At 67.7% G+C, this 12,933-nt stretch carries 11 protein-coding genes; 1 reads left to right on the top strand and 10 read right to left on the bottom strand.

The window, feature by feature from the left end; all coding sequences use genetic code 11:
• Nucleotides 1–11: 11 nt before the first annotated feature.
• From ACP26O_RS03000 to edd, 3 genes are all read right to left on the bottom strand, one after another.
• A complete protein-coding gene (locus ACP26O_RS03000; protein WP_011655965.1) occupies nt 12–1,373 on the bottom strand; it encodes a GntP family permease in 1,362 nt (453 codons plus the stop codon).
• A gap of 219 nt (nt 1,374–1,592) precedes the next feature.
• On the bottom strand, nt 1,593–2,219 hold the full coding sequence (gene eda / locus ACP26O_RS02995) for a bifunctional 4-hydroxy-2-oxoglutarate aldolase/2-dehydro-3-deoxy-phosphogluconate aldolase (protein ID WP_105834724.1): 627 nt from the start codon (nt 2,217–2,219) through the stop codon (nt 1,593–1,595).
• A gap of 19 nt (nt 2,220–2,238) precedes the next feature.
• Nucleotides 2,239–4,095, bottom strand: a complete 1,857-nt coding sequence (gene edd, locus ACP26O_RS02990) for a phosphogluconate dehydratase (RefSeq protein ID WP_175665317.1) — start codon at nt 4,093–4,095, stop codon at nt 2,239–2,241.
• Between the two features lie 292 nt (nt 4,096–4,387).
• Here edd and ACP26O_RS02985 point away from each other — a divergent pair, with 292 nt between their 5' ends.
• Complete coding sequence (locus ACP26O_RS02985) at nt 4,388–5,236, top strand: MurR/RpiR family transcriptional regulator (protein ID WP_050013824.1); 849 nt, start codon at nt 4,388–4,390, stop codon at nt 5,234–5,236.
• A gap of 104 nt (nt 5,237–5,340) precedes the next feature.
• Here ACP26O_RS02985 and ACP26O_RS02980 read toward each other — a convergent pair whose 3' ends face one another.
• From ACP26O_RS02980 to ACP26O_RS02950, 7 genes are all read right to left on the bottom strand, one after another.
• On the bottom strand, nt 5,341–5,763 hold the full coding sequence (locus tag ACP26O_RS02980; RefSeq protein ID WP_011655962.1) for a CopD family protein: 423 nt from the start codon (nt 5,761–5,763) through the stop codon (nt 5,341–5,343).
• Between the two features lie 17 nt (nt 5,764–5,780).
• A complete protein-coding gene (locus ACP26O_RS02975; RefSeq protein WP_011655961.1) occupies nt 5,781–7,052 on the bottom strand; it encodes a glutamate-5-semialdehyde dehydrogenase in 1,272 nt (423 codons plus the stop codon).
• Nucleotides 7,053–7,190: 138 nt separating this feature from the next.
• Nucleotides 7,191–8,285, bottom strand: a complete 1,095-nt coding sequence (holA, locus tag ACP26O_RS02970; RefSeq protein WP_105786115.1) for a DNA polymerase III subunit delta — start codon at nt 8,283–8,285, stop codon at nt 7,191–7,193.
• A gap of 18 nt (nt 8,286–8,303) precedes the next feature.
• Complete coding sequence (gene lptE / locus ACP26O_RS02965) at nt 8,304–8,855, bottom strand: LPS assembly lipoprotein LptE (RefSeq protein WP_011655959.1); 552 nt, start codon at nt 8,853–8,855, stop codon at nt 8,304–8,306.
• A gap of 38 nt (nt 8,856–8,893) precedes the next feature.
• A complete protein-coding gene (gene leuS / locus ACP26O_RS02960) occupies nt 8,894–11,488 on the bottom strand; it encodes a leucine--tRNA ligase (RefSeq protein WP_175665318.1) in 2,595 nt (864 codons plus the stop codon).
• Nucleotides 11,489–11,768: 280 nt separating this feature from the next.
• Nucleotides 11,769–12,224, bottom strand: coding sequence for an ExbD/TolR family protein (locus ACP26O_RS02955; protein ID WP_011655957.1), 456 nt, complete (start codon nt 12,222–12,224; stop codon nt 11,769–11,771).
• A 22-nt stretch (nt 12,225–12,246) separates the two neighbouring features.
• Entirely contained in the window at nt 12,247–12,915 is a 669-nt protein-coding gene (locus ACP26O_RS02950; protein ID WP_006762731.1) for a MotA/TolQ/ExbB proton channel family protein, read from the bottom strand.
• Between the last annotated feature and the right edge of the window lie 18 nt (nt 12,916–12,933).

The following is a 12,933-nucleotide window of genomic DNA, read 5'->3' as shown; positions in this document are numbered from 1 at the left end:
CTACCCCTTTGTTACAAAACCAGGCTCAGCAGCAGCGTGAAGCTAAGACCGAGCACCGAGATGATGGTTTCAAGCAGCGACCAGGTCTTGAACGTCTGACCGACCGTCATCCCGAAGTATTCCTTGATCAGCCAGAAGCCGCCGTCGTTCACGTGCGAGAAGATCAGCGAGCCCGAGCCCGTCGCGAGCACCAGCAGCTCCGGGCTGACCGCCGCGCCGGACGCCGCCGCGATCGGCGCGACGATGCCGCAGGCCGTCGTCATCGCGACCGTCGCCGAACCCGTCGCGAGACGCATCAGCGCCGCGACGAACCAGCCGAGCAGCAGCGGCGACAGATGCGCGTGCTTCGCGGTCTCGACGATCTGCTGCGAGATCCCGCTGTCGCGCAGGACGCCGCCGAAGCCGCCGCCCGCACCGACGATCAGCGTGATGCCGGCGATCGGCGCCAGACACTCGCCGCAGAACTTCTGGATCTGGTCGCGGTTGAAGCCCTGCAGCTTGCCGAACGTGAAGAAGCTCACCAGCACGGCGATCAGCAGCGCGACGTCGGAGTTGCCGGCAAAGCGCAGCAGGTTGTTCGGCAGCGACTTCGGCGCGAACACCAGGTCGGCCCAGCTGCCGACCAGCATCAGCACGACGGGCAGCAGGATCGTGAACAGCGTGATGCCGAAGCTCGGCAGTTCGCGCTTGCGGCCTTCCGTGTGCGTATCGACGAACTGCGCGGCGAGCGGATTGTTTTCCGGCAGCTTCACGAACTTCGAGATCGCCAGCGCGAACAGCGGACCGGCGATGATCGCGGTCGGCACGCCGACGATCAGGCCGAAGGCGATCGTCTTGCCGATATCGGCGCCGTATTGCTGAACGGCCAGCAGCGCGGCCGGGTGCGGCGGGATCAGCCCGTGCACGACGGACAGGCCGGCCACCATCGGCAGGCCGACGACGAGCAGCGACTTGCCGGTGCGCTTCGCGACGTTGAACGCGATCGGGATCAGCAGCACGAAGCCGACTTCGAAGAACACCGGCAGGCCGACGATGATCGCGACGAACATCATCGCCCAGTGGATGTTCTTTTCACCGAACCAGTCGATCAGCGTGGTCGCGATCCGTTCGGCGCCGCCGGATTCGGCCATCATCTTGCCGAGCATCGTGCCGAGGCCGACGACGATCGCGATGTGGCCGAGCGTGCCGCCGGTGCCCGTTTCGAACGACTTGACGATCTTGTCCATCGGCATGCCGACGACGAGACCGAGGCCCAGCGAAACGATGATCAGCACCAGGAACGGGTAGATCTTGTAGCGCGCGATCATCAGGATCAGCGCGGCGATCGCGATCAGCGTGAATACGAGCAGCATGCTGCCTTGGACAGCCCCCATGTGGCACTCCTCCTAGAATTTGTTCGAACCGGGCGAGGTGTTGCGAGTATGCCCGGCTATGCAGGTCTCCGAAACACGGGGGTACCCCCCCGTGAGGACGCTGAATTTTACTTATCTTTGCGACCCACGGATAGAACCGGTTCCATCAGCAAAAACCCTCGGTAAAACAAGCACTAAGCGCTTGCTTACCGAGGGCCAAACGATCATTTCGTACAAGTCTTAGCGGGGGAGCTGGCTCGCGGTTTGCGCGAGGCGCGTGACCTCGGCCCAGTCCTGCGCGGCGAGCGCGGCTTTCGGCGTGAGCCAGGAGCCGCCGACGCACACGACGTTCGGCAGCTTCAGGAAACTCGGCGCGCTTTCGGCCGTGATGCCGCCCGTCGGGCAGAACTTCAGCGCCGGGAACGGGCCGTGGAACGCCTGCAGCATCGGCACGCCGCCGGCCTGCTGCGCGGGGAAGAACTTGACGATCTCGTAGCCGAATTCGAGCGCCTGGATGATGTCGCTCGGCGTCATCACGCCCGGCAGCAGCGGCAGATCGGCGTCGAGCGACGCGAGGTGCAGATCCTTCGTCAGGCCCGGCGACACGCCGAACTTCGCGCCCGCGCGCTTCGCCTGCGCGCAGTGCTCGGGCTTCGTGATCGTGCCGACGCCGACGACGATGTCCTCCGCGAGCTGGCTCGCGCGCTGGATCGCCTCCAGGCCCGCCGGCGTGCGCAGCGTGATCTCGAGCACCTTGACGCCGCCCGCGTGCAACGCGCGGGACACGTGTTCACCCTGCTCGACCGAGTCGAATGCGAGCACCGGAATCACCGGGCCCAGCTTCACGATTTCGCCAATCCTCTTCATTGATGACACTCCTTGAAATTCATGCAGCGACGCCGACGGCCGTTTCGCCGACCAGCGTCCCGAAAACCGATGCGCCCTGCTCGGCCGGCGCGGCCGCCGCGCGGAACACGCCGAACAGTTCGCGCCCGAAACCCGTCTCGTTGTCGGCCTGGTGCAGCGGCTGCGCGACCGCGCGCGCTTGCCACACGGCCTCGTCGACCTCGATGTCGAGGATGCCGGCTTCCGCGTCGATCACGAGCGTGTCGCCCGTCTGCACCTTGCCGAGCGGGCCGGCCAGCAGCGCTTCCGGCGACACGTGGATCACCGCCGGCACCTTGCCCGATGCGCCGGACATGCGGCCGTCGGTGACAAGCGCGACGTGGAAGCCCTGATCCTGCAGCACGCCGAGCAGCGGCGTCAAACGGTGCAGCTCGGGCATCCCGTTCGCGCGCGCGCCCTGGAAGCGCACGACCGCGACGAAATCGCGCTTCAGCTCGCCGCGATCGAATGCCGCCTGCACGGCTTCCTGCGAATCGAACACGATCGCGGGCGCCGTCACCTTGCGGTGCTCGGGCGCGACCGCCGAAATCTTGATCACGCCGCGGCCGAGTCGGCCCTGCATCAGGCGCAGGCCGCCGTCCGGCTGGAACGGCTCGCGAATGCCGCGCAGCACCTTCGTGTCGTGGCTCTCGGCCGTGCCGTCGACCCACGTCAGCTTGCCGTCGATCAGCTTCGGCTCCTTCGTGTAGTGCGACAGGCCCTTGCCGGCGACCGTCGTCACGTCTTCGTGCAGCAGCCCGCCTTCGAGCAGATTGCGCACCAGGAACGCAACGCCGCCCGCCGCGTGGAAATGGTTCACGTCCGCCTTGCCGTTCGGGTAGATCTTCGCGAGCAGCGGCACGACGGCCGACAGCTCGTCGAAATCGTTCCAGTCGATCAGCACGCCGGCCGCACGCGCGATCGCGACGAGGTGCAGCGTGTGGTTGGTCGAGCCGCCCGTCGCGAGCAGCGCGACGATCCCGTTGACGATCGCCTTCTCGTCGATCACATGGCCGATCGGCGTGTACTGGCCGCGCTCGACCGTCAGGTCGAGCACGCGGCGCGCGGCTTCGGCGGTCAGCGCGTCGCGCAGCGGCGTGTGCGGGTGGACGAACGCCGAGCCCGGCAGGTGCAGGCCCATCAGCTCCATCAGCATCTGGTTGCTGTTCGCGGTGCCGTAGAACGTGCAGGTGCCGTGGCCGTGATACGCGGCCGATTCGGCTTCGAGCAGCGCGTCGCGGCCGACCTGGCCGGTCGCGAACTGCTGGCGGATCTTCGCCTTGTCGTCGTTCGACAGGCCGCTCGTCATCGGGCCGGCCGGCACGAAGATGGTCGGCAGGTGGCCGAACTGCAGCGCGCCGATCAGCAGGCCCGGCACGATCTTGTCGCAGATGCCGAGGCAGAGCGCCGCGTCGAACATGTTGTGCGTGAGCGCGATCGCCGTGCCCATCGCGATCGCCTCGCGCGAGAACAGCGACAGCTCCATCCCGGGGTTGCCCTGCGTGACGCCGTCGCACATCGCCGGCACGCCGCCCGCGAACTGCGCGACGCCGCCGTTCTCGCGTGCGGCGGCCTTGATGATGTCGGGGAAATCCTTGTACGGCGCGTGCGCGGACAGCATCTCGTTGTACGAGGACACGATGCCGATGTTCGGCTCGCGGATCGCCTTGATCTGGAACTTGTCGCTGCCTTCGAGACCCGCGAAGCCGTGCGCGAGGTTCGCGCACGACAGCGCGCCGCGCGCCGGGAACTTGCCTTGCGCGCCGTCGATGCGCTGCAGATAGGCGGAACGGGTCGATTGGCTGCGGGCGATCACGCGTTCGGTGACTTTCGCCAGAGTGGGGTGCAGCGACGTCATGCTGGGCGCTCCTGTATGCCGGACGACACCGGCGGTTGGAATCGTGGGGACGGTCGAGTACGTCGAACGAACGAAGCAAGTCTAGTAGAAAAACTACATAGACGCAATGCAGATCAACCGGCGTGCAACCCACATTCCCGCCACCAGCAAGGCTTTACCTAGTGAAAACCCTAATTCACCACCCCGACAGAAGCAGAAATTACCGGCATTGGAGCTAGCATTTTCATGTAGATTTTCTACAATTCGATTGCGATACACTCCCTACCCGAACCCCATTTCCATCCGCCGCCCCATGCTGCCTCGCATCGAAGCGATCCGCGCCGAACTGCGCCCGTCCGAGCGCAAGCTCGCCGACTACATCCTCGCCGCGCCGCGCGAGGTGCTCGACCTCGCGATGACCGAGCTGTCGACCCGCGCGGGCGTGAGCCAACCGACCATCGCGCGCTTCTGCCAGGCGCTCGGCTGCAGCGGCTTTCGCGAATTCAAGATCCGGCTCGCGCAGAGCGTCGCGCCGGGCGTGTCGTCGGTGTATCGCGACGTCGAGCCCGACGAGCCCGCGCCCGGCATCATCGGCAAGGTGTTCGACCGCACGATCGGGGCGCTGATCGAGGTGCGCAACAGCTTGTCGGCCGGCAGCGTCGCCGACGCGATCGCGCTGCTGTCGAACGCGTCGCGCATCGAGTTCTACGGCGCCGGCGGGTCGGGCATCGCCGCGCAGGACATCCAGCACAAGTTCTTCCGGCTCGGCGTGCCGAGCGTCGCGTATTCGGACCCGCACACGTTCTCGATGTCGTCGGCGCTGCTCGGGCCGCACGATGTCGTCGTCGCGATCTCGAACACCGGCCGCACGCGCGACATCGTCGATGCCGCGCGCTCCGCGCTCGCGTGCGGCGCGAAGGTCGTCGCGATCACGCAGAGCCATTCGCCGCTCGCGAAACTCGCGACGGTGAGCCTCGCGTCGAACGTGGCCGAGGAAACCGACGTGTTCTCGCCGATGACGTCGCGGATGTCGCACCTCGCGATCGGCGACATCCTCGCGGTCGGCGTCGCGCTGTCGCGCGGGCCCGCGCTGATGGAGCGCGTCGGCCGCGCGAAGGAGGCGATCACGCGCCGCCGGATCGACGACCCGACGAAAGATTGACGCGCACGATGCGCATATGAAAACGGCGCCCCGAAGGACGCCGTGTTTTCACATGTACATCGATCGATTGCCGGCATGCTCGTCGACGGAGCCGCCGGCAGGGTTCAGAACGGCTTGATCACGGCCAGCGCGACCGCGGCGAGCATGCCGAGCACCGGCAGCTCGTTGAACACGCGATACCACTTGTCGGTGCGGCGGTTCTCGCCGCGCTCGAACACGCGCAGCAGGTGGCCGCAATACGCGTGGTAGACGATGAGCAGCAGCACCACCGTCACCTTCGCGTGGATCCAGCCCTGCCCCTGGCCGATGCCAATCACGAGCCAGAGCCACAGCCCGCATGCCAGCGCCGGCACCGCGATCATCGTCATGAAGCGGAACAGCTTGCGCGCCATCAGCAGCAGGCGCCGCACCGCGGCCGGATCGGTCTCCATGGCCAGGTTCACGTAGATGCGCGGCAGGTAGAACAGCCCCGCGAACCACGCGGCGATCAGAACGATATGGAACGTCTTGACCCAGAGCATTGCCATCGGTTGTGCGCCTCGCTTTACTGACGGCCTTCGCCGTGCCCGAGCACGACGTACTTCAGCGACGTGAGCCCTTCCAGGCCGACGGGGCCGCGTGCGTGCAGCTTGTCGTTCGAGATGCCGATTTCGGCGCCGAGGCCGAATTCGAAGCCGTCCGCGAAGCGCGTCGACGCGTTGACCATCACGCTGGCCGAATCGACTTCGCGCAGGAAGCGCATCGCGCGGTCGTGATCCTCGGTGACGATCGCATCGGTGTGATGCGAGCCGTAGTGATTGATGTGCTCGATCGCGGCGTCGAGGCCGTCGACGACCTTGATCGCGAGCACCGGCGCGAGATATTCGGTGTGCCAGTCTTCGTCGGTCGCGTCGACGAGCGGGCCGACGCCCGCTTCGGCGAGCACCGCGCGCGCGGCCGCATCGACGCGCAGCTCGACCTGCTTGTCGCGATACAGCTTGCCGAGCGGCGGCAGCAGCGTCGCCGCGATGCCGCTCGCCACGAGCAGCGTTTCCATCGTGTTGCAGGTGCCGTAGCGGTGCGTCTTCGCGTTGTCGCACACGGTCAGCGCCTTCGCGAGATCGGCGCGATCGTCGACATACACGTGGCAGATGCCGTCGAGGTGCTTGATCATCGGCACGCGCGCCTCGTTGATCAGGCGCTCGATCAGGCTCTTGCCGCCGCGCGGCACGATCACGTCGACATAGTCGGTCATCGTGATCAGCTTGCCGACCGCGGCGCGATCGGCGGTCGCGACGACCTGCACGGCATCCTGCGGCAGCCCGGCCGCCTCGAGCCCTTCGCCGATCAGCTTCGCGAGCGCCGCGTTCGATTCGAGCGCCTCGGAGCCGCCGCGCAGGATCGTCGCGTTGCCCGACTTCAGGCACAGCGCGGCCGCGTCGATCGTCACGTTCGGGCGCGACTCGTAGATGATGCCGATCACGCCGAGCGGCACACGCATCTGGCCGACCTGGATCCCGCTCGGACGGTACTTGAGGTTGCCGATCTCACCGATCGGATCGGCCAGCGACGCGACCTGGCGCAGACCTTCGACCATCGTCTTCAGCGCGTTGTCGGACAACGTCAGGCGATCGATGAACGCCGCGTCGAGCCCCTTTTCACGGGCACGGGCGACGTCGCGTGCGTTCGCATCCTTCAGCGCCTGCGCGTCGCGCTCGATCGCGCGGGCCACGGCGTCGAGCGCCGCGTTCTTCGCGGCCGTGCTGGCGCGCGCCATCGCGCGGGAAGCGTGCCGGGCACGGCGGCCCAGGTCCGTCATGTACTGGTCGATATCCATCGTGTGACTCGAGAAGCGAGCCGCTTGGCGCGGCGTGAATTCGTGGGGAAGCGTGAGGCGCGGCGGCAGGCCGGCCGCGCCGGCTTATCGAATATTGTAAGCGGGTTGCGATGCGTGCGCTGAAGGCCCGGACGGGGCTTAACGCCGCACGCGACCCGCGGGCGGCGGTCGCTCGCCGCGGGCGCCCGCCACCGTCATCGCGAGCTGGAACAGGCCGTCCCACGGGTCGGGCGGCGGATCGTCCTGCGAGCGGCGGCCCGGCGTGATCGCCGACAGCCCCTTCACCTGCCGGTCGAGTTTCGCGGCGAACGCGAGCGCCTTCTCGAGCACGGGTTCCGACACGCGGTTCAGCGCGGGGCCGATCAGCCGCTCGCGCGGGCCCCACACGCGGTTCTCGCGCAGCAGCGTGGCCAGCGGCTTGCCGGCGGTCGTGCCACGCTTGATCCGCAGCAGCGTGCGCAATTCCTCGACGACGGCCCACATCACGAGCACGATCGCCTCGCCCTCGCCCTTCAGCCCGTCGATCATCCGCGCGAGCCGGGCAGCGTCGCCCGCGAGCATCGCCTCGTTCAGCTTGAACACGTCGTAGCGCGCGACGTTCAGCACCGCGTCGTGCACCTGCTCGAACGACAGCACGCCCTGCGGATAGAGCAGCCCGAGCTTCTGGATTTCCTGATGCGCGGCGAGCAGGTTGCCCTCGACGCGCTCCGCGATGAACTGCAGCGCGCGCCGCCCGTCGTCGCCGGGCGCGACGCGCTGGCCCTGCATCGACAGACGCTGGCCGATCCAGTTCGGCAGCGCCGCGCGCTCGACCGGATCGATCTTCAGCGCGACGCCGCCGTTCTGCAGCGCGGTAAACCACGCGGATTTCTGCGTTGCCGCGTCGAGGCGCGGCAACGTGACGAGCATCAGCGCGTCGGGGTTGGGGGTCGCCGCGAGCGTCTTCAGCGCATCGGCGCCTTCCTTGCCGGGCTTGCCCGACGGAATGCGCAGCTCGATCAGCTGACGCTCGCCGAACAGCGACATCGCCTGGGTCGCGCCGAGCAGCACGCTCCAGTCGAAGCCGCGCTCGACCGTATGCACCGAACGCTCGGTGAAGCCGGCCGCGCGCGCGGCCGCACGAATGCGGTCGCACGCTTCCTGCGCGAGTAGCGGCTCGTCGCCGTAGACGGTGTAGAGCCCGGCCATCCCCTTCGCGAGGTGCGGCTCCAGCGCATCAAGTCGCAATTGCATCGGTGCGTGCGCCGGCGATCACAGCGGCGGCGGCGGTAGCGGCGCGCGCGGCGCGACGCCCGGCACCACGTCCTCCGGCGCCGGCGTCAGCGAGTGGACGATCGCGAGACGCCGCATCAGCTGGTCGACCGCGTCGTTCTGCATGTCGGCGTACAGAATCTCGGCTTCCTGCGCCTTCGCGTTGGTGTACTGATCGCTGTACGTCATCGCGCGGTTCAGCGCGATCGCGCTCGGCGGGATCAGCAGCGTGCCGTCCTGGCTCGTCAGCGTGAAGTTCAACGTGTAGTAGAGCGCATATTCCTGCGCGGAGCCGTACTTGTTGAGCGTCAGCGTGTTCTGCCCGCGCGACTCGGACATGCGCAGCACGGCATCGGCTTCGTCCATCGACTTGACGATCTTCGTGTCGCTGCCGGCCTCGACGAGGCGCACGAGCCGCGCCTCGACGGGCGCCGGCGCGCCGGCCACCAGCAGGCGCTTGAACGCGTAGTCCTGCCGGCCACGCAACTGGAAACCGCATGCCGACAGCGCGACCGCGCTGCCGACGAGCCCCAAAAACGATCTGCGGATCACCTTCGCTCCTTCTGTGTGCGCCCGACGGCCAATGGCCGTCAGACGACGATGTTCACGAGGCGGCCGGGCACGACGACGATCTTCTTCGCCGGCTTGCCGTCGCTGAACTTCGCGAACGCTTCGTCGGCCACTGCCGCGGCTTCGATCGCCTCGCGGCTCGCGTCCTTCGCGACCTTCAGCGCGCCTCGCACCTTGCCGTTCACCTGCAGCACGAGCTCGATCTCGGCCTGCTCGAGCGCGGCCTCGTCGACCTTCGGCCACGGTGCGTCGAGCAGCGGGCCGAATTCGTCCGCGTAGCCGAGCGCCTTCCACAGCTCGAACGTGACGTGCGGCACGACAGGGTACAGCACGCGCAGCAGCACGCCGTACGTCTCGCGCAGCACGGCGGGCGTCGCGCCCTTCGCGCCGTCGATCGCGTTCAGCATCTTCATCGCGGCCGACACGACCGTGTTGTACTGCAGGCGCTGGTAGTCGAAATCGGCCTGCTTCAGCACGCTGTAGATTTCGCGGCGCAGCGCCTTGTCGGCGTCGCCGAGCGCGGCCGCGTCGAAGCCCGCGCGCGCGGCGAGCGCCTCGCGGTTCGTCGCGCCGAAGCTCCACACGCGGCGCAGGAAGCGGCTCGCGCCTTCGACGCCCGCGCCCGACCACTCGAGCTGCTGCTCGGGCGGCGCCGCGAACATCGTGAACAGGCGCGCGGTATCGGCGCCGTACTGGTCGATCAGCACCTGCGGATCGACGCCGTTGTTCTTCGACTTCGACATCTTCTCGATGCCGCCGAGCACGACCGGCTGGCCGTCCGTGTTCAGCGTCGCGCCGACCGGGCGGCCCTTGTCGTCGTGCGTGACCGTCACGTCGGCCGGGTTGTACCAGGTCTTCTTGCCGGAGGCGTCTTCGCGGTAGAACGTCTCGTTCAGCACCATCCCCTGCGTGAGCAGGTTCTTCGCCGGCTCGCCGAACTTCACGAGGCCGAGGTCACGCATCACCTTGGTCCAGAAGCGCGAATACAGCAGGTGCAGGATCGCGTGCTCGATGCCGCCGATGTACTGATCCATCGGCATCCAGTAATCGGTGCGCGCGTCGACCATCGTGTCGGCGTCCGGCGCCGTGTAGCGCGAGAAATACCACGACGAATCGACGAAGGTATCCATCGTGTCGGTCTCGCGCTTCGCGGCCGCGCCGCACTTCGGGCACGAGCAGTTCAGGAACGCTTCCGACTTCGCGAGCGGGTTGCCCGAGCCGTCCGGCACGAGATCTTCCGGCAGCACGACCGGCAGGTCCTGCTCCGGCACCGGCACGTCGCCGCACGACGGGCAGTGGATGATCGGGATCGGCGTGCCCCAGTAGCGCTGGCGCGACACGCCCCAGTCGCGCAGGCGCCACGTGACCTGCTTGTCGCCGTAGCCGCCGGCCTTCAGGTCGGCCGCGACCGCGTCGACCGCATCCGCATAGCGCAGGCCGTCGTACTTGCCGCTGTTCACGCAGACCGCGGTTTCCTTGTCGCCGTACCACTCCTGCCAGGCATCCAGCGAGTACGTCTGCCCTTCGCTCGCAATCACCTGCTTGATCGGCAGGCCGTACTTCTTTGCGAAGGCGAAATCGCGCTCGTCGTGGCCCGGCACGCCCATCACCGCGCCTTCGCCATAGCTCATCAGCACGTAGTTGCCGATCCAGACCTCGACCGGCTCGCCCGTGAGCGGGTGCGACACCGAGAAGCCCGTCGCGACGCCCTTCTTCTCCATCGTCGCGACATCGGCCTCGGCCACGCCGCCGCGCTTGCATTCGTCGATGAACGCCTGCAGTTCCGGCTTGCCCTGCGCGAGGCGCGTGGCAAGCGGGTGCTCGGCCGCGACCGCGCAGAACGTGACGCCCATGATCGTGTCGGCACGCGTCGTGAACACGCGCAGGAGCGCCTTCTCGCCATCGAGTTCGTACGGGAAGCCGAAGTTCACGCCGAAGCTCTTGCCGATCCAGTTCTGCTGCATGATCTTCACGCGCTCGGGCCAGCCGAGGCCGTCGAGATCGTTCAGCAGTTCATCGGCGTACTGCGTGATCCGCAGGTAGTACATCGGGATCTCGCGCTTCTCGACGAGCGCGCCCGAGCGCCAGCCGCGGCCGTCGATCACCTGCTCGTTCGCGAGCACGGTCTGGTCGACCGGGTCCCAGTTCACGGTGCCCGTCTTCTTGTACGCGATGCCCTTCTCGAGCATTTTCAGGAACAGCCACTGGTTCCACTTGTAGTAGTCGGGCTTGCACGTCGCGATTTCGCGCGACCAGTCGATCGCGAGGCCCATCGACTGCATCTGGCCCTTCATGTAGTCGATGTTGTCGTAGGTCCACTTCGCGGGCGGCACGCCGTTCGCCATCGCGGCGTTCTCGGCCGGCATCCCGAACGCGTCCCAGCCCATCGGCATCAGCGTGTTGTAGCCGTTCATCCGCAGATAGCGGTACATCACGTCGTTGATCGTGTAGTTGCGCACGTGACCCATGTGCAGCTTGCCGGACGGATACGGCAGCATCGACACGCAGTAGAACTTCGGCTTCTGCGAATCTTCCCTCGTCTTGTAGGCATCGGCTGCGCGCCAGTCGCCCTGGGCGGCGGCTTCGACGTCGGCGGGTACGTATCTCTCGTGCATGGTGTGGTTCGGACTAGGCTTTAAGCAGCGCGCCACGAGGCGGGCACGCGGAAGTGGACGAAATCGGGCAGCCCGGCGGCGGGAGCAGGCTCACGGTTCTCGAGCCTGCATCATGGTTCCGGATATTCGCCGGGTAACCCGGAAGGTCTCCAGGTTACCCGGCGAAACCCTGCCAACCGGGCGGAAACGACGATTATACCGTCCGTGGCGGGCGGTACGGCCGGGTGTCGCGGGCTGCGGCGCATTCTTGCCTGCATCGGGCTCGCAGGCAGCCGGCAGGTCAGGGTTTCGCGCCCGCGGCGGCCGGCGCGGCGGCGCCCGCCGGCGGCACGTCGGTGACGAAGCCGATCCGCGTGAGGCCCGCGGCCTGCGCCGCGCCCATCACCTGCGCGATTACGTCGTAGCGGGTCGCGCGCGACGCGCGCAGCCGCAGCTCGGGCGGCGCGGCGCCCGCGGCGGCGGCCTGAAAGCGTGCCGGCAGCGCGTCGAGTGCGACGGGTGTGTCGTCCCAATACAGCTTGCCGGCGTCGTCGATCGACAGCGTGACCGATTGCGGCGTATCGCGCGCGACGCCGGCCGCGACCTTCGGCAGGTCGAGCCGGATCGCGTGCGTCATCAGCGGCGCGGTGATGATGAAGATGACGAGCAGCACGAGCATCACGTCGATCAGCGGCGTCATGTTGATCTCCGCCATCGGCGCCGATGTCTTGTGGTGCTCCAGTCCGCCGAATGCCATGGTCGCTCCTCCCGGCTGCGCGTCAGGCGCCCTGCGCGCACACGAATACGTGCAGGTCGCGCGCGAAGCCGTCGAGTTCCTCGGCGAGCTGGCGCACGAGCCGCCCGAGGATGTTGTAGGCGAGCACCGCGGGGATCGCGACGACAAGCCCGAACGCGGTCATGATCAGCGCCTCGCCGACCGGCCCCGCGACGTTCTCGATCTGCGCCTGTCCGCTCGCGGCGATGCTGCCGAGCGCGTGATAGATGCCCCACACGGTGCCGAGCAGCCCGACGAACGGCGCGGTGCTGCCGATTGACGCGAGCAGCACCTGACCGAACTCGAGACGCCGCTGCGAGCGCAGCATCGCGTGACGCAGCGCGCGCAGCACGCGTTCGCTGCGCTCGACGCGCGCGGCCAGCGCGGCCGGATCGTGTTGATCGGCCGCGTCGCGCGCGGCTTCTGCGAGCGGCACGAACACGCGCTCGCGATCGGCGCCGGCGAGCGCGTCGATGCCCGCGTCGAGCGACGCCGCACGCCAGAACGCGGCGAGCGCGCGCGGCCCCTGCCGCTTCGCGCGGACCAGCAGCCAGGCCTTCATGAGGAGAAAGCACCAGCTGGCGACGGACATCGCCAGCAGCACATAGGCGACGGCGTGCGTGATCGCATCGCCGCTTTCGAGGTAGTGGACAACGCCGGTGGGAATCGCCATCGGAGTTTCCCCGTGAGG

Origin of the sequence: Burkholderia sp. R-40, assembly GCF_049942845.1 — a bacterium.
Taxonomy (GTDB): domain Bacteria; phylum Pseudomonadota; class Gammaproteobacteria; order Burkholderiales; family Burkholderiaceae; genus Burkholderia; species Burkholderia ambifaria.
The sequence above is the reverse complement of the archived record's forward strand: the minus strand, read 5'-3'. Positions and strand labels throughout refer to the sequence as shown.